The sequence below is a fragment of the Nitrosomonas sp. Is79A3 genome (genome assembly GCF_000219585.1).
Lineage (GTDB): Bacteria > Pseudomonadota > Gammaproteobacteria > Burkholderiales > Nitrosomonadaceae > Nitrosomonas.
In genome coordinates this window covers 1705174-1729412 of sequence record NC_015731.1, presented here as the reverse complement: position 1 = coordinate 1729412, position 24239 = coordinate 1705174, and the positions used below count along the sequence as shown (strand labels likewise).

Annotated in this window: 17 protein-coding genes; 8 read left to right on the top strand and 9 right to left on the bottom strand. The window is 45.1% G+C overall.

Going from position 1 to position 24239, the window contains the following annotated elements; translation table 11 throughout:
- Positions 1 to 43 precede the first annotated feature (43 nt).
- The 6 genes from NIT79A3_RS19110 to NIT79A3_RS07970 form a co-directional block, all read right to left on the bottom strand.
- The gene (locus NIT79A3_RS19110) at positions 44 to 3175 is read right to left on the bottom strand and encodes a formylglycine-generating enzyme family protein (protein ID WP_013965706.1); all 3132 of its coding nucleotides are present in this window, start codon (positions 3173 to 3175) and stop codon (positions 44 to 46) included.
- Positions 3176 to 3184: 9 nt separating this feature from the next.
- Positions 3185 to 4345 (bottom strand): MoxR family ATPase, encoded by a 1161-nt coding sequence (locus NIT79A3_RS07985; protein ID WP_013965705.1) that lies wholly within the window; start codon positions 4343 to 4345, stop codon positions 3185 to 3187.
- Between the two features lie 6 nt (positions 4346 to 4351).
- The gene (locus NIT79A3_RS07980) at positions 4352 to 5662 is read right to left on the bottom strand and encodes a toll/interleukin-1 receptor domain-containing protein (RefSeq protein WP_013965704.1); all 1311 of its coding nucleotides are present in this window, start codon (positions 5660 to 5662) and stop codon (positions 4352 to 4354) included.
- 250 nt (positions 5663 to 5912) lie between these two features.
- The gene (locus NIT79A3_RS07975) at positions 5913 to 6875 is read right to left on the bottom strand and encodes an IS5 family transposase (RefSeq protein WP_013965703.1); all 963 of its coding nucleotides are present in this window, start codon (positions 6873 to 6875) and stop codon (positions 5913 to 5915) included.
- A 195-nt stretch (positions 6876 to 7070) separates the two neighbouring features.
- Entirely contained in the window at positions 7071 to 7295 is a 225-nt protein-coding gene (locus NIT79A3_RS18710) for a hypothetical protein (RefSeq protein ID WP_156797045.1), read from the bottom strand.
- Positions 7296 to 7351: 56 nt separating this feature from the next.
- Positions 7352 to 8386: an IS630 family transposase gene (locus NIT79A3_RS07970; protein ID WP_013965701.1), complete on the bottom strand. Its 1035-nt coding sequence runs from the start codon at positions 8384 to 8386 to the stop codon at positions 7352 to 7354.
- Positions 8387 to 8997: 611 nt separating this feature from the next.
- Between NIT79A3_RS07970 and NIT79A3_RS07965 the strand changes: the two genes are divergently transcribed.
- The 8 genes from NIT79A3_RS07965 (at position 8998) to NIT79A3_RS07930 (ending at position 21510) form a co-directional block, all read left to right on the top strand.
- Positions 8998 to 10470 carry an NADH-quinone oxidoreductase subunit M gene (locus NIT79A3_RS07965; RefSeq protein WP_013965700.1) on the top strand — a complete coding sequence of 491 codons (1473 nt, stop codon included), beginning with the start codon at positions 8998 to 9000 and terminating at the stop codon, positions 10468 to 10470.
- A gap of 10 nt (positions 10471 to 10480) precedes the next feature.
- Complete coding sequence (locus tag NIT79A3_RS07960) at positions 10481 to 13756, top strand: DUF2309 domain-containing protein (RefSeq protein WP_013965699.1); 3276 nt, start codon at positions 10481 to 10483, stop codon at positions 13754 to 13756.
- A gap of 1 nt (position 13757) precedes the next feature.
- Entirely contained in the window at positions 13758 to 15326 is a 1569-nt protein-coding gene (locus NIT79A3_RS07955; RefSeq protein WP_013965698.1) for a proton-conducting transporter membrane subunit, read from the top strand.
- A gap of 7 nt (positions 15327 to 15333) precedes the next feature.
- Positions 15334 to 16926, top strand: a complete 1593-nt coding sequence (locus NIT79A3_RS07950) for a proton-conducting transporter membrane subunit (RefSeq protein WP_013965697.1) — start codon at positions 15334 to 15336, stop codon at positions 16924 to 16926.
- 1 nt (position 16927) lies between these two features.
- Positions 16928 to 18433 (top strand): NADH-quinone oxidoreductase subunit M, encoded by a 1506-nt coding sequence (locus tag NIT79A3_RS07945; RefSeq protein ID WP_013965696.1) that lies wholly within the window; start codon positions 16928 to 16930, stop codon positions 18431 to 18433.
- 42 nt (positions 18434 to 18475) lie between these two features.
- On the top strand, positions 18476 to 19525 hold the full coding sequence (locus NIT79A3_RS07940) for a carboxysome shell carbonic anhydrase domain-containg protein (RefSeq protein WP_013965695.1): 1050 nt from the start codon (positions 18476 to 18478) through the stop codon (positions 19523 to 19525).
- Between the two features lie 299 nt (positions 19526 to 19824).
- Positions 19825 to 20058 carry a hypothetical protein gene (locus NIT79A3_RS07935; protein WP_013965694.1) on the top strand — a complete coding sequence of 78 codons (234 nt, stop codon included), beginning with the start codon at positions 19825 to 19827 and terminating at the stop codon, positions 20056 to 20058.
- A gap of 183 nt (positions 20059 to 20241) precedes the next feature.
- Complete coding sequence (locus NIT79A3_RS07930; RefSeq protein ID WP_013965693.1) at positions 20242 to 21510, top strand: SulP family inorganic anion transporter; 1269 nt, start codon at positions 20242 to 20244, stop codon at positions 21508 to 21510.
- 9 nt (positions 21511 to 21519) lie between these two features.
- Here the strand turns inward: NIT79A3_RS07930 and nudB are convergent, their stop codons facing one another.
- From nudB to NIT79A3_RS07915, 3 genes are all read right to left on the bottom strand, one after another.
- Positions 21520 to 21963, bottom strand: a complete 444-nt coding sequence (gene nudB, locus NIT79A3_RS07925; protein ID WP_013965692.1) for a dihydroneopterin triphosphate diphosphatase — start codon at positions 21961 to 21963, stop codon at positions 21520 to 21522.
- Positions 21964 to 21980: 17 nt separating this feature from the next.
- On the bottom strand, positions 21981 to 23768 hold the full coding sequence (aspS, locus tag NIT79A3_RS07920) for an aspartate--tRNA ligase (RefSeq protein WP_013965691.1): 1788 nt from the start codon (positions 23766 to 23768) through the stop codon (positions 21981 to 21983).
- Between the two features lie 139 nt (positions 23769 to 23907).
- Complete coding sequence (locus NIT79A3_RS07915; RefSeq protein WP_013965690.1) at positions 23908 to 24231, bottom strand: FmdB family zinc ribbon protein; 324 nt, start codon at positions 24229 to 24231, stop codon at positions 23908 to 23910.
- Positions 24232 to 24239 lie beyond the last annotated feature (8 nt).

Sequence of the window (24239 nt, the reverse complement as noted above, 5' to 3'; positions counted from 1 at the left end):
TCCTACAAAAACCATAAAACCACAAATCACAAAGAACAAACCATCAAAAAGCCCTGGCGATGCGAAAACCCAAACTGAAGTTGGCAGCAACGGTGAAGTTCCGGTTACGGTTAGCCGATCGCAAGTTCAGTGGACCGATGCTCCACGAACCGCCCCGAACCACCCGGCGATTACAATCCCCGCCATTGGCTTCCTTCCACGCCGAGCCATCTGCTGGCGCGCCTTGATAATTCTCATGCCAGCAATCCTCCACCCATTCCCACACGTTACCTGCCGTGTTATGCAGGCCGAATGCATTGGGGTTAAATGAATCCGCTGGTGCAGTCTGTTTACCATCCCATTCACTGCCGCAACCAGCGCAGTTTGCATAGATTTTGCCGACGTCATTACCCCACCAGTATGCCGTTTCGCTTCCAGCCCGTGCGGCATATTCCCATTCGGCTTCCGTTGGCAGGCGGTATTGCTTACCGGTTTTGTCCGACAACCATTTAACATAGGCTTGCGCGTCGTTAAAGCTCACATTGATTACCGGGCGTTTGCCGCGCCCCCAACCACCACCACTGGGTAATTGCCGCTTGGTGGCGTTGGCAAACGCATCGTATTCGTCAAATGTGACTTCATATTTGCTGATTTCAAAAGCGTAGGTGATGGTGACTTCGTGTTGCGGATCTTCGTTAGAACTTCGACCAGCTTCGGTTTTAGGCGAACCCATTAGGAATTTTCCGGGTGGGATACGCACCATTTCTGGCTCAAACGGAAGCCGGGATTCTTGTGCTGCGCGCAACTCATCATTAAATCCTGCACCGTGTTGATACGTGCGGTTAAGCTGTACTTGAATAGTACCTGCGGATAAGTCTGTTGACGCCATCACGTTGATCGCTGCGCCATACGTCAGCCAAGCCAGACTGCGTGTAATCCGTACGGCAGCAGCCTGCCCGCCGCGCGCAAAATGGATGGTGTTGATCGTCGTGGCATTGAGGGTATCCGATCCGATGGATACGGGAAATTGAGCGGTTTTCAGCTTGCTTTGCAGCGCTTCCATCAGTACTTGCGTATCTTCGCGGTGGTTGAGCGTGACGCGCCATTGGGCATTTTCCTGCGCCATTTGGTTGCGTTGATAGTCGATGAATGCGTGCTGGCCAACGTAATGCCAGGCCGCGTATAACGTACCGGTGCCGAGCAGCACCCAAAACAGCAGGATTAAGGCCGGGCGCAGAATCAGCGATTGATTGGTTTTAGGCAGCAGCTTAGCCAGAGCTTGTGGAATACGGAAATCCAACAAGCCCAGTTTTCCGCCCAGCAGGATATTGGCAAAAATCGGGTCGTTGATCGCATCGTCCTGAGAGAGTGCGCGCAAGTCATCGAGCTTTAGTTTAAGTTGCAGCTTAGGCGGTGTTCTGACTTCAAGGCTCAGCGAATTGGGGCTGTCCTTATCGGTCAGACGGTTGAATAAGCGCTGCCAGGCAGTGGCTATTTGTTGCCTTTCGTCACGGTCCATGCCGAGTAGGAGGTATTCCCGCAGCCAATCCGGCAAATGCGCATGCGTCAACCACGGCAAGCGGCTCAAGCGCGCCAGCCGCTGTTCGCGCTGCGGTAGCGGATCGGCTGTACTTAAGTTTTCAAATAGCAAATAATCCAACGCGCGTGTCAACGCCCAGTGCGGCTTTGGAAATACCGCCACTGCGCGCAACAGACGCAAACCATCGGCATGCAGGAATTGCTCCAATTGCTGCACCAGCAAGTCAAGATTCGCACCATAAGGCGGGCGCTCACCGAGCCAGGCATCGGGTTCGGCAGCGATCAGCGCGGGCAGCGGCGATGGATCCGTTTTTTGTAACATCAGCTTGTGCGGTTGCGGCGTGGTCAGATGCTCGACCAGTTGCGGCAGGTTGTCTTGCGCCAGCGGCAGCATCAGAAAGTGGTGCTGCGCCAATAGTGCTGCGTGTGCGGTACCGGCATCGCGCGGGTGCAGCCAAACTTTGTCCTGCCAAGGCGACAAATCATCGAGCCAGGTGCGAATCTCCCCGCTATATGGATGAAACAGAATCGCTGTTTCGCTGATGATCAGTAAACGTGCGGCTTCGTGCCGCGCCACCAGTTGCTGCAGTTGGTAGTAGCTAGCTTTGCTGTCGTCGTCATGCCAGCGCACCAGCCAGCGCGGATCGTCGCGAAAGCGATAAGTGTTGATTGGCAGTCCGAGTGCTTTAAAGCGCTTCTCCAGTTCTTCCGCCAATGCCGCTTGCTGGTCGTTGCGATGCTGGCTGCGCACCAGCAGTAAGTGTTCAGGAGAAACACGGCGATTGCGGTACACCGGTTGGAAAAAACCACCGTTGCGCGCGGTGGCTTCGATGGTGGCGGTGATATGCAGGCGATTCGTCGGTACCTGCCGCGCTGCGTGCAATTCGCGTAATGCCTGCTCGGCCTTGGCGCCGCCAAAAAAGGGTTGCAGTAAGCGATCAAAGCGAAAATGATGCAGCAGGTCGTCAACCGATGCGGTTTGTTTGCGCAAAACCGCGTTGCGTTGATAGCGCCAAGCCAAAATCAACAGCACCGGCAACCAAGGCAATGCGAACAACGCCCAGCCGATATTGCGCACGATACTTTCCCATTCTAATCCCACGTAATCCGGTTCCGGTTGCGGCCGGGGCGCGATGTGATCGACGATGGCAACGGTTGCAGTGGCCGGTTGCGGTTTGCGTCGGGGAATCGGCTGTGACGGTTTTTCAGGGATTTTTATGGTCGGCGGCGGCGGTGGTTTTGGCAGAAACCAATCCGGTCCTTTGACCAGCAACACGGCGATCACGCAGACGATCAGCGCGATGCCGCCCATGATCCAGATTTTTTGCGTTTTTTGCGCGGCTTCTTGCGCTGCAACGAAGGCACTGCGGCCTGGTGAGCTGATACGGTTTTCCTTTGCCAGGGATGATTGGCTTTCACCTTTTAGCCATTGTTCAAACAACACCGGAAAACGTGCTTGATCTTGCGGATTGCGGCAAAACAGGGGCCTCAGCAGCGGCGCAAGATCGCTCGCATCGTGGGGCAATCTTCCTTGTCGTTCAAGACGCTCCAATAGGCGAGCCACCGACATCCAAACATCGACGCCGTGCGCCATACCCTCGGCACGCAGCAACGCACCCAATCCATCGATGCGGGAATAAAATTTGCGGCTATCCACGGATTTAGCTTAGGATACCGGTTGCGCTTTCCAGCCGTCGATCAAATTTTTGATACGCTCCTGGTCTTCTTTGTGTTTCAGCAACGTCACACTGGCGCTGGTGGTGAACACATCGAGCCATGCGGTATTGGTTAAATGCGGCGTCTCTGCTAACCCTTTGCCGCGCTTTTGCAGTAGTTGCATCCAATTCAGCAGTTCCGCGATGGAGGGCTGTATCTCCAGCCGGGCTTCGTTACGCAGATAATGGAAAAAAGAAATACCGGCTGCCCAAACGCTTTTCTGCGCATTCGGCACGTGCTCTTCCGTTTGGATTTTGATGCCCAGCCGTTTCTCGATAATCTCTTCGATGGTGACATTGTCGTCAATTGAAGAACCGTTGCTGTTGCTGGGTTTGCTGCGGAAAGCCGGCAATTCTAAGTGGTAATACACGCAGCGGCGCAGGAAAGCATCCGGCAATTCGCGTTCGCGATTACTGGTGATGATCACAATCGGACGCATTGCTGCCGATTGCAGCGATATCGTGGTTTTCTTGCGCGCGGTTTCGAACAATTCCGGAACATCAAAACTCATGCGTTCGATTTCGTTCAAAATGTCATTCGGCACCTCGCGCGGCGCTTTGTCGATTTCGTCGATTAACACCACCGAGCGCCGTGGTTCTGCAACCGGTTGCGATTCGCCCGACACATCAAGACAATCGTACAATCCAAGCTTGCTGACGGCGTCTATTCCCAATGCTTGCAAGATCGCCATGCCAAGCGCTTCAAAACGCAAGAAACGCCGGGGATCGTCGTTTTCACCATCCCTGCGGGTGGCGCGGAATCGCCCCAAGGTATCAAAGTGATAAAACAAATCGCGGCTTTGCGTATCCGATTTGACGGTGAAAGCCAGCGGTCTTTGCCAAGCATCATTCGGATTTTGCGGATGATCCAATTCCCATGCCAGGCTATAAGCCAGTTGCGACTTGCCGCAACCCGGCTCGCCAGTCAGCAACAGCGGCATACCCAGCTCTAGCGCCACATTGACGGCCGTCACTAATCCCTGCGGCGCCAAATAATCCTTCGGGTGCGTCAAATCATCGGGGTTGAATCCGGGTAGATCGCGCCATTTTTGCGGCTTAGGATGCTTGTTGTTGGGTCCCAAGTAATAGTGCGGTTCTAAAAAAATTGACATGATGGGTTACTCTCGGGTTGATTGGTAGTTTTGTAATAACGGGAATATTTTTTCTTTCAAATCTCCAAGCGGGATGGCTGAATGCTTGGAAAGTATTTTTCGAATCGTGCTGCGTAAATGTTCTGGTATTTCTTCTCGGTTTTTTAGCCAATCTTCGACATCTTCGGCAACGTTCGGTGGGCCGAGTGCCGGCAACAACGAATTTTGTAACCCATGTTGGGATAGCAGTTTCTCCAAATCCCGATACCACCTCGAAGATGATTGTTTCTGAAATAACCGATCAAGCATTGAATCGCCCAAGTAATCCGATTCGCAAATCAGCAAGAGGAAATGATCGGGAGAGTTGGTGCCGAATGTGAGCTTAGACCATGCTAGCAGCAATCCGGCGATGAAAGCATGATTTTTAACCTCGTCCGCAGTCAATTCACGGAAAAAAATATGCGATGCTTCTTTACTCTGCAGCATCTTCAAAATATCCGGTTTTTCAGGATTGCGATCCAAGCGGTGCCCCAAAAGCTTCCATAAATACGCTTCGCCTATTGATGCCAACTCAGCTTGCTGAATTCCTGTACTTTTATTTCTTAGATTTAGCCTTGTTTCCAGCAAACCAAAGTCCGGAGCCTTCTTGGGATTAGCGATCTTGTGCTCTTCAAGCAAATGCGACAGCGTAAACCGCACCGCGTTAGGCCATTCGTTTCGGAGACCGAAAATACAAAATCCATAAGCCTTTCCTTCGTTAACGTGTCGCCTTTCGGGGACATGATCGTCAAAATGTCCATATTGCGGCTTTCTATCCAACAAACCCAATAAATATTCCGGGGTACGTGGCGGTTTTGTTTTTGACTGATCAACAATTCCCGGTTTCACGCCATTTTGATTCCGCAATACCTTGTAAAGTGCCGGGTAGCTGTTTTCAGTGTTCAGCACATAATGGGTTCGTGGCCTTAGTGGTTCCGGAATAAACGGTTCGTCAGTTGAAGTACGCAGCACTGCGATGAATTTGTTGGAAACATTGCGCGCATCGTAGAGTGCTTGCGTGATCACAGTGCCTTCCCAGTCTACCCCTTTACCTTTTCCGGGAACTTCGAATCCGCGGAAACGGCGATAATAGATTCCGGTGCAAATGCACAACACATGCGTTGCTTTATCCAGCGAATTCAACATCCAGCGTGGCCAGCCTTCCGGTGGAGAGCTGTTTTCAAAGTCGCGGTCAATGATCGTTACTATGCCATTCTGGCGCAGGCACTCGGATAGACGGAGTACCCACTCGCGGTGCTCGTCGGAATCGTGGCTGTAGCTGATGAATACTTTGGTCATTGGGCAAATGTACTGAATGTCCAATGCGTTGTCAAAGGCGTGGCTAAGCGGATGAATTGCCGGTTCAGAAAGAAAGTTTCAGGCAAAAAACTAAGGAAGCTCTGATTAAGTTATTTATTCCAGTTTTGTCGACAAAGCCATCGGCAAAGTAGCTAATATAGGCATTATTGTACGATTTGTAGCTGTAATTCTTAGCAGATTGCATACTATTCTGTCCCCTGAGGCTGATTTTCAGGGGTATTGGACGGAATTATCCCGTGGTTGGCATTAACACCTTACGAACATGGTAGAGATTAGCCAGAGCAAACAACAGATGAAGCTGTTGTGCATTCTTGAACAATCCTCGGTAACGGACTTTGGTATAACCAAATTGTCTTTTGACAATACGAAACGGATGTTCAACCTTTGCGCGTAGTGAAGCTAGCATACGATTGAGCACGACATGTTCTGCTGGCAATTCCTCACCGCGCTTGCGTTTGAATGGCATACCCCAGACCGGCTCTTCCGGCTGTCGTTGCGCTTCCAGATTGCGATCATTACGAGTATAAGCCCGATCACCCAATACAATTGCCTCTTCGCCATGTACCAGCGCATCAATCATGTTGCCATCGGCCACTTTGGCCGTGGTAATTTCCAGGCTATGCACCAGGCCGGAATCGGCATCTACGCCTATGTGTGCTTTTAATCCAAAGTAATAGTTGCTGCCTTTCTTAGTCGAACTCATCTCGCCATCACGTTTGCGTTGCCGGTTCTTGGTCGATGGCGCAGCCGCTATCAGCGTGGCGTCAACTATCGTGCCCTGACGCAGCAATAATCCCTGTTGCGCTAACCGCCCAGTTGTTTCAGCAAACAGGCTTTGTGCCAAGTGATGCCTCTCCAGCAGGTGGCGAAACTTGAGGATCGTCGTCTCATCAGGCATAACATCTTCTCCCGCATCTAGTCCTGCAAATTCACGTAGCATCGGCACATCATGTAACGCTTCTTCCATTGCCGGATCTGAATAACCAAACCATTGCTGCATCATATGAATCCGCAGCATCGCTTCCAACGCAAATGGCTTGCGTCCCAAACCTGCTACCGGATAGTGCGGCGCGATCCGATGCGTCCAGTCTACCCATGGAACCACTTGCTCCATTTCTTCGAGAAACTTTTGCCGGCGAGTTACTTTCGGTTTCTTGATAAATAATGGAATCGATAATACTAATTGTTTCATCAATGCATTCCCTTGCAGTGGTTACAATCTACCGCGTATTTTACAAGTTTTTGGGACTTAATCAGAGTTTCCCTAAGGAACTACTGAAATATTCGTCGTACCGGCGAAAGCCGGTGCCCAGTTCGTTGATTCTTCCGGATTCCGGCTTTCGCCCGAATGATACATTCCAAATAATTCAGCGATTCCCTAAGAGCATTATTTACGTGATTTTGGTTGGTTTAATCCCAATTCATACAAATTATCCAGAAAGGGACTTGGGTTGGAGGCAAAATATTCATCCTGTTGCCGCCAGTATCCCTTGAGAGAAGACACGTCTGCCATCGCCATATGAGAACCTTTGGCGATGATGGAGTCAGCTCCGATGTCGTTGATGACCAGATCCAAGTGCGTGCCGCAGAATAAGTGGTCGTAGGCGTTCAATTCGTGATCACTAAAGCAGTGTGACTGATCTTTATTGATCCGGCCATTAAATAGTTTTAAGCGGCATATTTTACGTACGGATCTTGGAAGTAAGAAGCAACGCGCTCTGGATTATTCTGCAGCATCAACATATGATCATCGACAGCGGCATGTAATTTCTCCTTGGTACGCACCGGAACTTTCGAACCGATAGCCTGCTTCAAATCTGAGTTTAATCTTTCTTCTGGATTTAATTCCGGACTGTAGCTGGGTAAATAAAAGCATTCGATCTTTTCCTTATTTTCTTCCAGCCAAGCCTTCACTGGTTTGCTGTGGTGCACTCTCAAATTATCCAGGATCAAGAACACTTTCTTCCCTGCATCCTTGATCAGTAGTTCGAGAAATTCAATGAGTCTATCTGAATTGAAATTTCCATCAATAATCTGCCAGCGTGCACAGCCTTTGTTGGTTACAGTGGCAATCATTGACAGCCGTTGCCGCGTGCCAGGAGCGTAGGTCACGGGTGTTTTTCCCTTGGGTGCAAAGCCACGTCCTCGCACATCCGTATTGACTAATCCTGTCTCATCACCCCAGTGAATCTCCCCGCCTTCAGTTTGAGCGCGCTTGGCAATATCCGGATATTGCTCATTGAGCCATTGCTTTACCGCCTCCGGGCGTTGTTCATAAGCACGTCGGATCGGCTTCTGCGGGGTAAATCCCCAACGCTTGAGGTAGTGTCCCACCGTGCGTATCGGCATGGATATGCCACATTCCTGCTCAATTAACTGTCTTATCGCCCCACGATTCCACAACGCAAAATCCATCTTCAGTTGCTCAGGACGCTTATCACAAATAAGCCGTTGCAATCTCAACTCCTGCTCTTCGCTTAGGCTGCGTTTGTCACCCGTACGTCGGCCGCGTCTACCAGGCTTTAGTCCAGCTGCACCACCTTCTTCATAAAGTCGAATAATCTTCTTCACAGCCGTGTCGCTCAGCTCCGTAACCTGCGCTATTTGCCCAGGTTTCCCGCCTCGCTTGTGAAGACGAATCACTTGCCGGCGACGTTCATGCAGCGCTTCATCTCTTAAGGTTCTTGCATCTATTTTTTCCATCCTCCTACGACATGCAAAATCAACAAAAATCAAACTATTTATTGGCCGGATCTATAATTAATGTATCGCGCATTTAATTCATTCCGCTCTAATTTACAGTTGCTCCCCTTTTACATATCCGTACAATTTCATAATCCTATGTCAAGATAAAGTCGTGGAATTGCTCCTGCTACATATCGCACACAATCAACTGGAAATGAATGTTCGTTTTGTCTTATTTTTCACCGTAAGTACAAACACGAACCGCTTCGATCTATTTATTTTCTGAACGCAGAATTTTCTTTCTTCACATTGTGTTTTATCCTGCAGAATGATGTCTTAATCACTCCTGATGTTACAAAAAATGTATTCCAGTTCGACGAAACTTCTCATATTTTTTCCCCAACTGCAATATTAGTACTTAATTATCTTCACTATTTATTCACATTTCCTGTGTTAGCTTACCACGCTGCAATAAGGGCTAAAACGGCCTTTTTTATATGACACGAAAACAGTTTTTACTTATTAATCAGGTTACGATTCACTTAAAAAATTTAGAACTAAAAATGCTTAATAATGTAAATATTATTCTTTAAAGAAAAACAAATATTTATAAAAAGGTTAATCATTCAATGGGGATACTCAGTACATTACTTCTGACACCGGTATTAGGCATTCTGATACTGGCATTAATACCGAGTAAAAACACAGATCATATCCGCTTTACAGCAAATCTAGTTGCTACGATTGTGTTTCTGCTAAGTTTCTGGCTAGTTCTTGAATACGATAAATTAGATGGCGGAATACAATTTTATGAGCACTTTGTATTTAATCCCAAATTAAATACTGCCCTTGCATTGGGTGTTGACGGATTATCACTGCCAATGGTGGTATTAGCATCTTTGCTTACAGTCATTGCATTACTTGCCTCTTTTAATATAACGCGCAATATCAAAAGCTACTATGTCTGTATCTTGTTGCTGGAAATGGGCATGTTGGGCGTATTCCTTTCTCAAGACTGGTCTCTGTTTTATATCTTCTGGGAATTGACTCTAGCGCCACTGTTTCTGCTTATCGATCGTTGGGGAGGTGCACGCCGACATATGGCAAGCTTGAATTTCGTGCTGTATACGATGGGCGGTTCAATTTTTATGCTGATCAGCTTATTAGCGATCAGTCAGTATATGCCGCCTCATGGTGGCACTTTGATGTCCGCGATGACTATCGCAGCGCAAAGCATGCCCAAGGATGAGCAGATTTGGGTTCTGATGGGCTTCTTGATCGGCTTTGGTGTCAAAATGCCAATTTTCCCAATACATGGCTGGCTACCTTTAGCACACGTTGAAGCACCCAGTCCTGTCAGTATTTTGTTATCCGGCATCCTGCTTAAGATGGGTGCCTACGGCATGATAAGAGTGGTTGTTATGTTGCCAGAGGCAGCACAAACGCTGCAAACGCTATTAATTACACTTGCTTTGATAGGAATGATTTATGGCGGTGTTCTGGCATGGCGGCAAACAGATATGAAAGCAATGGTTGCCTATTCTTCTGTAAGCCATATGGGGATTATCCTTTTGGATATCGCAACCATGAATAAAACAGGCCTAATTGGCGCGGTCTTACAGATGACAGCCCATGGTTTGGTAGCGGGCGCAATGTTTCTGTTGGTTGGTTTACTCTATGAGCGTACACATACCCGGAATATTCTGGACTACAGTTCTCTGGTCAGGGTAATGCCGCGCTTTGCCTTATTTATGACAATTACGCTATTTGCAGCTATGGGTTTACCGGGCACAGTAGGTTTTATCGCAGAATTGCATGCAATCGTTGGTGGATTTCAACAATGGGGGAATCTAATGATATTGCTCGGAGTTAGTATTCTGATCGGAACAGCTTACGCCATGCGCACCATCGGTATGTTATTTACTGGCCCTGTAAAGCCTCAAATGCGTGATATTGAAGATTTGAAATTATACGAACTGATCGCTGCCAGTTTTCTGGTTGTATTAATCGTTCTGTTTGGTTTATGGCCTGCTCCTTTGATCGATCTTTCAATGGCAACTATGAATCAAATGAATGGCACTATCAGTCAAAGTATTCAATAGGATTAATGATATGACTTCTGAATTTCATGACCCACGCAAACATATTATCGAAACGATAGATCATCTGGACCATATCTTGCCAGGACAGCGTCCGCTTCATAAATTTATACATCACAATACAATTCATGGTTTTCAGCATCTCCCGTTCGAAGAAGGGGTAGCAGAATTTGAGAAACTGACAGGTATTTATGGCTATTTGCCTGATTCTAAAAATCGCGAACTGTACCAGCAAGGCAGAATTACTGATGCAGATTTATCGGCTGCTTTTGCGCAGGCAAAGAATTTACATGCGGAGCAAATTGTTTTTCAAGCAGGCAATCTGACTATCAAACGTAAAGACATTTACCATGTTGCATTGCTTCATGAGCTATCAAATCTCTCGATTAGCCAGCTCAACTGGTTAATCGAGGAACGCAATGTACTTCACACAATTCAGGCGGATGTTTCCAAGGAGGCTCGCACACGACTGCTTACATCCAATACTGATCCTAGTGTAGTCATCAAACAGCTATGGGAAAGCATTCTCAACAAACTCGATATTGAGTTAACTGATTTACACCCAGAAAATATGCTTGATCTTTCAGAAGAACAAGCGAAGGAATGGCTTGAAAAAATCAAAACCAGTCTTGAAAATGGGGAAGGAATTCCTGTTCACCAGAAAATGAGAATGGAGGCCGAAGCTAAGTTAGATGAAATGCTGGCGCAGATTGGTGACAAAATTACGCTACGCAGCTTAGTCATGGCATTAAGTGGTATCGATATCCTTTATTCCATAAAGCCACAAATCATTCGAATTTGTTCATCCGTACTGGATGAAGGCGTTGCAGCCTGGCAGCTACCTGAGCGCAATCAATTAGGGCTTTATGCTGCTTGGCGATCCACAGAACATTTTGATGTAAACCCTTTCCTACATGATTTACCAGACTGGCAAAATATTGTTGATGAGACGCCGGATGATCCAATTGATTGTATTATCCTGCAATTAACCAACCTGGAAATTCCTAAAGAAAAATGGGAAGGGTATATACAACATCTCGCGCTTGAAATCCCAGGATGGTCAGGAATGATCAATTGGCGTCAACATAATCCCGATTATCAAACTGAAAATAATGCAACTTTGCATTTAGCTGATTACTTAGCCATTCGTCTAACCATGGATAGATTATGGCTGAATCAAGCTTGTAAAGATAATTGGAAAATAGAGGCCAGGCTGGGGACTATCGAATACTATTTCCGCAAGAATTTATCGGAATTCATGGTCAGAAAACAATTATATGAAGGTAATTTACCAGAGTATCTGACACATCTTGCTAAGGATCTGATCATGCGCGCGGGCTCGGAGCGCCAAAAACGTGAAGAATGGCAATCTTTAGCTGATTTAGCGTGGACTTGGCAATTCAGCCCATTAGTAGAAAATGATTTTGAGCACGCAGCTTTTAATAGTGGCTGGCGGCTTTTTTGCCTATGCCAGCATTTGGGACTTACTGCTGAAGATATTCAAGGCATACAGAAAAATGATCTCCTGAAAATTTTAGCAGTATTAGATGAATTTACCGCCCCGGAACGCAGTAAAGTGTGGCTGTATGCTTATGAATATCATTACAGAGAGGATTTCTTTCAGACTATACGCGCGAATACCAATCGTGGACGATGGGCTAAGCGAGCTCAGCGACCACAAGCACAAATTGTAACTTGTATGGATGACCGCGAGGAAAGTTTACGGCGCCAGTTAGAAGAGATAAATCCAGCTATTGAAACCATAGGTGCAGCTGGATTCTTTGGCATACCAATGAATTATAAAGGAATTGATGATACTGAAATTAAAATGCAATGCCCCGTTGTAGTAAGACCTGCAAATGATGTAAATGAAATACCCAGAAAGGGAACTGAGCAAATACTACAAGAACATACCAAAGGGTATCGCTTTTACAAAAAGCTCGCCTATTTAATGAATCAATCACTTCGACGTAGCCTCATTTTCTCGCATGCGGTCATAGATGCCTTGGCACCGATAGTATTTATGGGTTTAGTGGGCAGAGTATTTTTACCTAAGTATTTTTTAGCGTTTAATAATTCACTGCGTCAAAGCATAGAAAAGAAAGTTTCCACTGAGTTAATGTTCAAAGCGCCTGCGTCAGATACACCTGCAACGGCCGATAATCCCCGTTCTGGTTTTACAGATTTGGAACAAGTTGAAAGGCTATCAGTCTTTATGCGTACAACTGGTTTATCGTATGGCTTTGCTCCAATTGTATGTTTGTCTGGTCATGGTTCTACCAATCTGAACAACCCGCATGAATTTGGATATAACTGTGGCGCGTGTAGCGGTAAACGTGGCGGCCCAAATGCAAGATTATTTGCTGCTATGGCAAATCGCCCGGAAATTAGAAAATTACTGGCGGAACGTGGAATAAACATACCAGATGACACCTGGTTTATCGGTGCAGAACATGACACTTGCAGCGATGAATTCTTTTGGTTTGATCTTGAGGATATCCCACAAAGCTCATTACCAGCTTTTGAAACTTTTAGAAATGATTTGGTAAAAGCAAGTAAAATTTCTGCTCAAGAGCGCTGCCGGCGCTTTGTTTCAGCCAATAATCCCCAAACACCTGAAGAAGGCAAAGAGCACGTGAATTTACGGGCAAACGATTTTTCTCAAGCTTTCCCGGAATTCAATCACGCTACTATTGCTGCAGCTATTGTCGGCCGGCGTTCTGTGTCACAAGGTACATTTCTTGATCGGCGTGTTTTTCTAATTTCGTATGATCCAACACAGGATGCAGATGGCAAATTGCTGGAAAACTTGCTGCTAGCTGTTAGTCCGGTCGGTGCAGGTATCAATCTGGAATATTACTTTTCTACGGTAAATAATGACTTTTTTGGTTCTGGTTCAAAAGTTACTCATAACATCACTGGAATGTTTGGTGTGCTTGAAGGTACCAGCAGCGATTTACGTACGGGCTTGACTAAGCAGATGGTCGAAATCCACGAACCACTTCGCTTGCAAGTACTGGTCGAAGCAAAAACTGAAATACTCGGACAGATTTATGAACGTCAGGCCAGTATCCGCGAGCTTGTCGGTGGTGGTTGGATTTTGCTCAGTGCAATTGATCCCGATACCGCTGAAATATCAGTTTTTGAACGGGGGATTGGGTTTGTTCCTTGGCAAGCTGATAAAAAAGAAATACCTGAATACGAGTCATCCATTGCCTACTATCGAAATATAAACGTGCCGTTACCTCCCACTTTAATCAAACAACCTAATATGATGACAGGAGTTTAGAATGGATTATCTGGTCGCTTTAATTCCTCTACTGCCATTCATTGCTGCTGCAATCATCGGATTTGGTTTTTTGTTTAATCGAATCAGCGATAAGAAAGACGAGCATATTAGTTCGAATATTACTAAAAATGCTATTACTCTATCCTGCCTGATCGCTATCAGCTTACTTGCTACTGATTTATTGGGTATGAATTCTGATTCAATTACGATAGGGAGATGGCTTGGTAGCGGCAGTCTCATTATTGAATTAAATTTTATTACAACAGGTTTTAGTGTCATCGTAGCTGCTTTATTCTCAATTATCCTGGTCATAATTGCGCGCTTTTCAACAAATTATATACATGCAGAGCCTGGGTTTCACCGGTTCTTTTTCGTTCTAAGCCTGTTCTCATCCGCAATGCTCTTGCTAATCCTGTCTGGTAATGCGATCGGTACGTTTGTTGGCTGGGAACTCGCCGGACTTTGTTCATACCTATTAATATCCTTCGCATATGACCGGCCCGTTGCAGCCCTTAATGCCACGCGCGTTTTTGTTACTAACCGTATCGGTGATGCCGGTTTTATCCTGGGGATTGCCCTTTCTTTCTACTTTGCCGGCACAATCAATTGGTTAAATTTGAATGAATTAGCCGGGAGTCTGGCAACGCCTACCGCTACTGTAATCAGCTTATGCTTTGTAGTTGCTGCGATTGCTAAATCAGCACAATTGCCATTTACGCCATGGCTGGCAAGAGCGATGGAAGGACCGACACCTTCAAGTGCAGTATTTTATGGTGCAGTGATGATACATGCCGGTATTTTCCTGGTCATTTTACTGCAACCGATTATCGAGAAAGCACCACTTACAATGGGTGTGCTTGTGGTCATAGGATTATTCACAGCCATCTATAGTTTTATTGTCGGATTAACACAAACAGATGCTAAAAGCTCACTGTGTTTTGCCATCTCTGGACAATTAGGGCTCATGTTTCTGGAATGCGGTTTAGGTTTATGGGAATTGGCAAGTTGGCATCTTTGTGCGCATGCCATCGTTAGATGCTATCAAGTGTTAACCGCTCCTTCGTTATTGCGCTATGCATATGGTAATCCCATGCGGCCAGTTGCATCTAAAATTGCCAATAAACGCTGGCTATATATCGCATCGCTACAGCGATTCTGGCTGGATCCTATTACCGACAGGGTATTGGTTAGGCCTATCAGCGGCTTAGGGCATGACCTGGATCGTTTTGATAAAAATGTTATTGACAGTGCCATGGGTTCGCCGGTTTCTTCAAACTATATGATTTCATCACTTACTCAATTAGAAAAAAAACTCAATAAAAAGATTCAAGGGGGAATACAGCTTGAATTCGTTCGCAGCAGTGGAATAGTGGGCAAATTGTTTGAGTGGATAGCAAACATCATGAGTTGGTTTGAGGATCGCCTTGTATTGCGTGGTATCGGTATGGATACAGTGGATATCGGGAGAAAGCTTGGGCAGCTCGCAAATTCTTTTGAACAACTTATTCTCAAACCACGCTATCTGGTTTTGTTTGTATTCATTGTTTTAATGATTGCTGCTTCAATTTGAGGTTCTGATGGATATTACAAATATAACTTTGTGGTCGGAAACAGTAGCTTTTCCTATTTTGTCGGTATTAACGCTAATTCCGCTGGTAACTATGATTTCTGTGATGTCGACCTCTTCTCCAGCCATGGCTTTGCGGCTTGGCTTTGTTGGGGCCATAGTAACATTCTTACTCAGCATATACCTTCTTACGGTCTTTAATGCGGATCTGCCCGGCATTCAGCTCTATGAACGATATCAGTTTCTAGGAATGACTTATAGTGTTGGTGTGGATGGTAGCAATATTTTATTCGTACTACTTACTACAGTTCTGGCATTACTCACGCTTATTTATACCTTCACAGCACGACACGTGTCGGATCGGACGCATATCGCCTCGATACTTGGCTATGAAGCGATTCTACTCGGCGCTTTCGTTGCGATGAATGCAATGCAATTCTGGTTATGGTGTTTTCTTGAACTGATCCCGGTCGTTTTAATGACACTTCGATCCGGATCAAGTCAGAACCGGCGTTGGGTTGTTGCGCTAGTGTTACAACACTTTAGCAGCGGCTTAATGATGGTGTTGGCCGGTTTCTTGATGCTTGGATTTAGCATTATGCTATCGACAGATGTCTTGTCGTTTGATTGGCTTGTTTTAAAAGAAAGTAATGTTAAACACGAATATGCCACATTGATTTTTTTCCTTCTCTTATTTGGTTTTGCAATACGCATGCCATTATTCCCGTTTCATGGATGGTTACCAGTAGTTGCTGAGCATGGAACCATCGCGAGTGCAGGAATTTTTCTAGTCAGTCTAAAACTCGGTGTTTATGCTGTCATACGTTTCTTGATTCCTCTGCTTCCAGAAGTTGCAGAACAATGGGCATGGTTTGTGATCATGCTCAGTTTAATCGGCATTTTCTACGGTGCACTGCTTGCATTCATGCAGATTAATTTTCGCCGTTTGCTGGCTTTTGCGATTATCAGTCAAACCGGTCTGATTACAATTGGTTTGTTTGATTTTAGTATCCATGGAATGGAGGGAGGTATCACGTTAGCCATAGCTTTTGGTATGGCAACTGCTGGGATACTGCTGAGTCTCGGCATGATCTATAAACGCACTCATACTGCATTTATACCTCGTCTCGGTGGTATGTTTGACACCAATGCAGCTATTGCGGTTTTGTTCGTAATTTGTGCTTTAAGTACGATGGGTATGCCCGGAACACCGAGTTTCGATGGCATCCATTTATTGATTGACGGCACTATCCAAGGGCAAGGATGGCTCATTGCAATTGCAATTTTATTTGGAAACGTTTTAACGGTTGGATTGTTGCTACGCGCTTTTCAGCAAATATTTATTGCTAATCCCAAACGTTTCCAAGGACCATACGTGAATGTGCATCACGCAAGCTCTCAACCATCCCCCAGAAATGAATGGATTATTACAATCGCTATCTGCGGTTTACTTATTACAACCGGAGCTAACACTTCACCATGGCTAAATATCATAGACCAAAGCATTAGCGCTACCAGTAGCGGTAATTCTCATTCCAGCACGGAATCCCCCCACCCAGACAAGCTACTGGCTACACAGTATATTATTTCAAAGGACAATTAGGATGATTGAAGCTGATTTTCCACTTTTAAGCCTAACTATTATTATCCCTATATTGGGAGCTGTACTAGCTGGCTCAATACGCAATACTGATCTCGCAAAACAAGTTGCTTTTTTTATCGCTTTGCTATCTCTGCTTCTGACATTCTTCGTTCTCATCTTATTTGATCCTGATAAAAGTGGTTTTCAATTAGTTGAGCGTCATGGCTGGATATCGGTTTTAAATATTGAATATCTGGTTGGAGTCGATGGGATTTCGGTATTATTTTTACCGGCGACTGCACTGCTCACTTTGATGACGATGCTTGCTTCATGGAATACTGTTTCTCATTCCTCACGCTTTCATTTTTCTTTATTGCTGGCATTAGAGGGGGTCAGTATTGGAATATTTTGCGCACTCGATACCGTATTATTTTTCCTATTCTGGGAACTTTCTTTACCTCCATTCTTCTTCTTGATTGGACTATGGGGTATAGGTTCACAGCGTCGTAGTGCAGCCATGAAATATACATTATTTATGTTATCGGGCGGCGTCACGCTGTTGCTCGCAATTATCGTACTGGCCACGAACCATGCTACACAAACTGGCGGTCAAATACCCAATGATTTAACTTTTAGTCTGCCTGTTTTACTGGGAACACCATTACCACATGATTTGCAGAATCTTGTTTTTCTGTTGTTATTATTTGGTTTTGCGGTTAAATCACCATTAGTTCCATTCCACACTTGGTTACCGACGGTAGCGATGGAAGGTCCGACTCACATTGTCGCTATTCTAGTAGGTCTAAAGTTAGGTGTTTACGGCATCTTACGTTTTGCAATGCCGCTAGCGCCTGTTGCTGCGGTAGAGTTTAGCTGGGTTTTAAGTGTGATTGGAGCCTTTACATTGATTTATGGCGCTTTGATAGCGCTGCAACAAACGAATTTGCGCCGTTTGCTTGCATACGCAAGTATCAGTCACGTTGGATTAGTCATGGTCGGTATTGCATCGTTAAACATGCAGGGTTTTCAAGGGGCCGTTTTTCAGCTGCTTAATTTCACCCTTATTGCCAGCTCACTCATACTAATTGCCGGATTTATACACCATCGGCTCGGAAGTACTGAAATTGTTCACTTGGGCGGACTAGCCAAGGTTATGCCAAAATTAACTTTCTTTTATTTTCTTTTTTTATTGGCCAGTATTGGCGTACCCGGAACCAGTGGTTTTCCGGCTGAATTGCTAATGATTATTGGTGCACTGAATGCGCATTCAGTTTTAGGGGTAGCTGCATTATCCGGCGCAATTCTTAGCGCTGCTTATATGCTCTCCTACACTCGCCGGGCCTTCTTGGGTCCAATTATTCATAATGAAGTAAAACAAGTGATTGATCTACAACCGCGAGAAATGATTTTACTACTCATTCCTGCGCTGTTAATATTGTCATTTGGTTTATATCCAGATTATATTCTTGATATAAACCAAGTGGCTTCGGAGGCTTGGCTGTCTCGCCTGACCATGCAGTCTCCCTAGCTTCTAACTCATAACATACTAAATATAAATAGGAAAATAATAATGAGAAATGTCAATACAGGAATCGATTATCTACTTGATTTAAATACACGACATTCCCAAGCCTTTATGGATTTAGCCACGGAACGCCGCAGGTATAGAGGCGAGCATCCTACTGAGATTGCTGCATTGAAATGTATGGATGGCAGATTACACCTACCGGTTATGACACAAAGCGCACTCGGTATCATTCAGCCATTTCGTAATCTGGGGGGTATATTTAATCTAGGTTGGCCATTTTTTCAAGCAACTATTGACCAATGGGTGGAGTATTCCATTAGCCGTGGCAGACATTGTCTAGTCTTTGTAACTTATCACTTTGCGCGTGGTGACACACATCGTGGATGCAGAGGGTTTCAGTATGACACTGACGCCGCCAAAGCTGCAGCGATCAATTTGAAGAATCAATTTGATTCTGTGTATGGCAAAGGTGGCGCAGTAGTTCCGATTGTTTGTGGAATTGAGACCGACTTAGATGCCTTAATTTTACACGGAGACGACGGTCGCTCTATTGATCTAGCGAATGCAAAAGAATCTTCTCAACTCGAATTAGAAGAAATGCTTCGTTCACTCTACCCATCAATGCCTGAACGGGTTATTCGTGATCTGATACCACTGATTCGGGGAAATATTAAACACATTGCAGAGATTCGTACAACAAACAGGCCAATCGAAGAAGCCGAACACAAAGAATGGGTACTGGGGGTTGGCCGTGGATTTGACTGGTTGCATGTCATCAATACAGCTTTTATTGTTGGGCCTTTTGATCCGAATCTTTCGGTTGCCATTGAAACGGCTGGCAGACTTCTGAAAAACAATATTGACGAAGGCCGAATCGATGCAGATGGTGTCGTACTCTTGACTTCAGCGGTATATAGGGATGAAGCGGGTCCCGAATATCATCTTTCTAGGGAGAAGGCATTATTTCTTAGCAAATTTGCACTCAACATCATAAAAGACAAAGTTCCTGATTTGGCGCCGCATTTACAAATACTGACGGGACGTACTAACTTAAATACCAGGAAATTTGAAGTGATAGAGCGAGTTGGGTAAAGCATAGCAATCTGATGCGAATTAATGCTATCAGCCTTTCATTTTCGGGATATGGAATAAGCAACACGCTCACCACTCGAGCAAGTAATTTTTATATTATTACTTCGGCAATCGGATTGTCGTTTGGGATGGTGAGCGTGTATTTCAATTACCTAGCTTTGATTTTATTTGATCAATTTTTTTAAAAGGAGGCAATAAAGTTAATTGTAGTTATGTGACACATACTAAATAGAAAAGATGTTGCACAGATTACTTCCGGCTTATCAATTTATCGTTGTTCCAACAAAAGGAGATACACCATGGGTTTATTTGATTGGCTTTCAGGTCTTTTCAGTTCTAAAAGTGACGAAGAAAATAACGATAGTGAAAACAACAAGGGCAGTGATGATGAAGGTGCGGAAGTTATGCAAAGCACATATGAGGAAACCGAAACTCAGAATCAAATCGTTAGTGATTTGATACCACAAAGTACACACGAAACCGAATCGAATTCAGTAGAAGCTGATACACGTCACGCTAAAGACGAAGCATAAAAATCAATTCTAAAGTTAACACCAGTAGGAATCGCCGCACAAAACAGAATCACGAGAACTTCGTGCAAAATAGCAATTACGAAGAAAAAAGATACATAAATAAGCATATGATCTCGTTGTGGCATACTCATAATCACATTTGAAAAGGGGCTTAATTAAATATTTAGTTCCATAAGTTCATACATGCAAGATTCAGCTGCTTTTCAAGCTAAATTTTTATTCCGCGATCTTCAGGCCGGAATTATAACTGGGACAATGGCGATCCCTTTGACAGTCGGGATTGCAATGATGTCAGAGTATCCCATCAAGGTTGCACTGGCTACAGTTGCTCTGGCCTGTTTTATTGGTTGGATTAATGCCTGGATCAAGCCAGGAAACTATATCGGTGCACCCGGTGTGGCGGCAGGCTTGGCACCCGTTCTTGCATTGGGTGTAGCAAACTTTGGTATGGAAAATATGGCTTTTGTCATTTTTCTAACTGCATTCATGCAGGCCATTATCTGGAAATTCAATCTACAAAAATACATTCTTCTGGCTGTACCCGAGTATCTGGTAGAGGGCCTGTTAGCCGGTGTAGGATTGAAGATCGCCATTAACTTTTTTGCCATGATTTATGAAGTGCCAGAAGGGTTGGCATCTGAACCATTCTGGAGTGGCGCACGTATCCAAATGCTTCTGATTTCCATATCTGGATTTGTGGCTTTTTTGTATCTTTTTACCAAATTCCAAACAACGCAACCGGCTATCCCCTATTTTGTGCTAATTATTGCTGGTGCAATACTGGCGCAATTTATTGCAATGCCTATGTTGCATGTTGAAGATGTACCGCTTAACCTGTCATTGCCCCTGCCTCACTTTGACAGCGCATTAACTTGGCTGTACGTCATTGGTTTTGCAGCCATGCTAGCCATTATTGATGTGATCGAGCAAGTCATGAGCAATGCAGCCATTCAGAAAATTGATCCTTTGCAGCGTAAATGCAATACTAATAACAGCTTATTGGCTATCTGGATTGCCAACATGGGCTCAAGCTTTTTTGGCGGAATGACCAATCTGGATGGTGTGGCCAAAAGCACTACAAATAAGCTAGCTGGAGCCTATACCAAATTCTCGGTGTTGGTGATCGGTTTGGTTATTCTCTTCTTTGTATTAAATACCCAATATCTGGAATATCTGCCCAAATTTTCTTTGGCTGTCATTATGATTTTTACCGGCTGGAAAATGATCATGGGGTTATTGCATGTAGCTCATCAAGGTCAATATGCTATGATTTTGGCCACATTGTGCGCCCTGCTTGTGTATAAACAAGGTATTTTCGAAGGATTGTTACTTGCTTTAGCGATGCATGGTATCGTCAATTTTATTGTGCTTCATCATGCACACAATATAAAAGCACGTGCAATCGTTAAAAAATATCTTGAACGTTTTGCCGGTGAAGGCGGCGTGGACTAGGAATTATTTCTAGTCAGATTGTTGGCGCACAGATAAGCTTAGGATGGCATCTGCATTGCTGCGAGAGAATACTTTTTCAGACGCTTGCTGCCAAGGCAACCAAATGTAGTTCAAATGTTCCCTGGCAGCAATCTTTACCGGAATTATATCGGGCAAACACAAACCAAACACATGTTCGGTATTGATTCTGACTTCCGGTGCATAGCGCCAGCGCCATTCTTCGTAAATTTCATATTGATTTTCAACCTGCCAATCTGATAAAGAATAATCGGCTGCATTCAAGCCAGTTTCTTCAGAAACCTCACGTAATGCGGTTTGATGCAGTGTCTCGCCTGGATTCTGGCTTCCTGTGACCGATTGCCAGTAATCTGGATGATCTGTTCGCTCCAATAGTAGAACCTGGAGATCGGTAGTGTGAATAACAACCAGAACTGATATCGGAATTTTATACATTACATAAAAGCAATTAACTACCCATTCACTGGCTTTGTTTCAGTTTGGCGCAAGCGAATGTTTAGTTCTTTTAATTGCTTCTCATCCACAGTGCTAGGCGCGTGTGTTAACAAGCATTGTGCACGTTGTGTTTTAGGGAATGCAATCACATCACGGATTGATTCCGAGCCTGTCATCATGGTTAAGATACGATCCAAACCGAATGCAATGCCCCCGTGCGGCGGAGCCCCATACTGCAAAGCTTCTAACAGGAAACCAAATTTCTCTTGCGCCTCTTGTGCTGAAATATTCAAAGCACGAAACACCTTAGACTGAACATCCTGACGATGAATCCGTACCGAACCGCCACCAATTTCAGAGCCATTTAGAACCATATCATAAGCTTTTGAGATTGCTTTGCCGGGATCTGTTTCCAATAAATTCTCATGTCCATCGACAGGTGATGTGAAGGGATGATGTAGCGCTTGCCAGCGATTTTCTTCTTCATCGCGTTCAAACATTGGAAAATCAACAACCCATAGCGGTTTCCAGCCAGATTCGGCGTGACCATGCTGATGACCAATTTTGATACGTAATGCACCTAAAGATTCATTGACGACTTTAGTTTTATCCGCGCCGAAGAATATCAAATCGCCATTCTTTGCATTAGTGCGCGCAAGAATTGTTTTAATGGTTTCTTCCGGCAGAAATTTCAGAATCGGCGATTGCAACCCTTCAACGCCATCGGCCAGATTATTTACTTTAATGTAAGCCAATCCTTTCGCGCCGTAGATCGCCACAAAACTGGTATAGTCATCAATTTCCTTGCGCGACAACTCCCCGCCTCTCGGCACACACAATGCAGCAACGCGGCCATCCGGCTTCTCCGCCGCTTCACGAAACACCTTAAAAGGAACATCTTTCATGATGTCGGTTAATTCGGTAAATTCTAATGGGACACGTAAATCCGGCTTATCCGAGCCATACCTGAACATCGCGTCTGCGTAGGTCAACCGCGGGAATGGATTGGGTAAATCGACATTATTTAAGGTCTTGAACAAGCCACGTATCATTTCTTCCATCAGAAACATAATTTCATCGGCCGACAAGAAAGATGTTTCAATATCGATTTGCGTAAACTCCGGCTGCCGGTCAGCGCGCAAATCTTCATCGCGAAAACAACGTGTGATCTGATAATAACGATCAAACCCAGATACCATCAAGAGCTGCTTGAACAACTGCGGCGATTGCGGTAATGCAAAAAAATGACCGGCATTAACCCGTGACGGGACCAAATAGTCTCTCGCACCTTCCGGTGTGGATTTGGTCAACATCGGTGTTTCAATATCCAGAAACCCATGCTGATCCAAAAACACCCGCACCGCCATCGCTACTTTATGGCGCAAGCGAAGGTTGGATTGCATCACCGGGCGGCGTAAATCCAGATAACGATGCTCCAATCGGACGACTTCACTAATATTGTCATCATCCATCAGAAAAGGCGGTGTCAGTGAGGTATTCAACACCTCTATCGCTGCGACCAGAATCTCAATCTCACCACTGAATAAGGATGAGTTGATGGTTCCTTCAGGGCGTCTTCTTACCTTACCTGTGATTTCCAACACAAACTCATTGCGTATTTTTTCTGCGGTTTGGAATGTTTCTACATTGTCAGGATCGCAAACGATCTGTACCAGACCTTCGCGATCGCGCAAATCGATGAATATCACACCACCATGATCTCTGCGCCGGTGAACCCAGCCAAAAAGAGTCACTGTTTTATCAAGATATTCGGCATTAATGGCGCCACAGTAATTTGTACGCATAATTCTGTTCAATAGTCTGAGTGGGGGATTTATGATTATTTATTGTTATTCTGCGAGGTATCGATATTTTTACGATAAAAATTTGTTAGATTGACGTCATCTTAACAATAAGAACTTTATAGCGATACTCCACGGCTAATCAATCAACAGTTGCCGTTGCAGTCGAAGGCGGATTGCTTTCTTTTGTTGCTACTGCATCCGGAGCAGTAGATGCTGCTGCTGGTTGCGCACTATCCGCACTATCTTTTGTGCCCGCCTTAGTATCTGTCTGCTTTGTTTTGTTATTTTTGAAGTCAGTGACATACCAGCCACTGCCTTTTAATTGAAATCCTGCAGCGGATATCAGTTTTGTATAGTTACTACTGCCGCAAATAGGGCAAACCGCAATCGGTGCATCGCTAATCTTTTGCAAGTGTTCTTTCTCGGCACCGCATGAATTGCAAAGATATTCATAAATAGGCATAGAGACCT

Excerpts from the sequence above, each read along its gene's own strand:
- NIT79A3_RS07985 (WP_013965705.1), bottom strand. The coding sequence starts at position 4,345 with ATGTCAATTTTTTTAGAACCGCACTATTACTTGGGACCCAACAACAAG.
- NIT79A3_RS07980 (WP_013965704.1), bottom strand. The coding sequence starts at position 5,662 with ATGACCAAAGTATTCATCAGCTACAGCCACGATTCCGACGAGCACCGC.
- NIT79A3_RS07975 (WP_013965703.1), bottom strand. The coding sequence starts at position 6,875 with ATGAAACAATTAGTATTATCGATTCCATTATTTATCAAGAAACCGAAA.
- NIT79A3_RS07970 (WP_013965701.1), bottom strand. The coding sequence starts at position 8,386 with ATGGAAAAAATAGATGCAAGAACCTTAAGAGATGAAGCGCTGCATGAA.
- NIT79A3_RS07965 (WP_013965700.1), top strand. The coding sequence starts at position 8,998 with ATGGGGATACTCAGTACATTACTTCTGACACCGGTATTAGGCATTCTG.
- NIT79A3_RS07960 (WP_013965699.1), top strand. The coding sequence starts at position 10,481 with ATGACTTCTGAATTTCATGACCCACGCAAACATATTATCGAAACGATA.
- NIT79A3_RS07955 (WP_013965698.1), top strand. The coding sequence starts at position 13,758 with ATGGATTATCTGGTCGCTTTAATTCCTCTACTGCCATTCATTGCTGCT.
- NIT79A3_RS07950 (WP_013965697.1), top strand. The coding sequence starts at position 15,334 with ATGGATATTACAAATATAACTTTGTGGTCGGAAACAGTAGCTTTTCCT.
- NIT79A3_RS07945 (WP_013965696.1), top strand. The coding sequence starts at position 16,928 with ATGATTGAAGCTGATTTTCCACTTTTAAGCCTAACTATTATTATCCCT.
- NIT79A3_RS07940 (WP_013965695.1), top strand. The coding sequence starts at position 18,476 with ATGAGAAATGTCAATACAGGAATCGATTATCTACTTGATTTAAATACA.
- NIT79A3_RS07935 (WP_013965694.1), top strand. The coding sequence starts at position 19,825 with ATGGGTTTATTTGATTGGCTTTCAGGTCTTTTCAGTTCTAAAAGTGAC.
- NIT79A3_RS07930 (WP_013965693.1), top strand. The coding sequence starts at position 20,242 with ATGCAAGATTCAGCTGCTTTTCAAGCTAAATTTTTATTCCGCGATCTT.
- nudB (WP_013965692.1), bottom strand. The coding sequence starts at position 21,963 with ATGTATAAAATTCCGATATCAGTTCTGGTTGTTATTCACACTACCGAT.
- aspS (WP_013965691.1), bottom strand. The coding sequence starts at position 23,768 with ATGCGTACAAATTACTGTGGCGCCATTAATGCCGAATATCTTGATAAA.
- NIT79A3_RS07915 (WP_013965690.1), bottom strand. The coding sequence starts at position 24,231 with ATGCCTATTTATGAATATCTTTGCAATTCATGCGGTGCCGAGAAAGAA.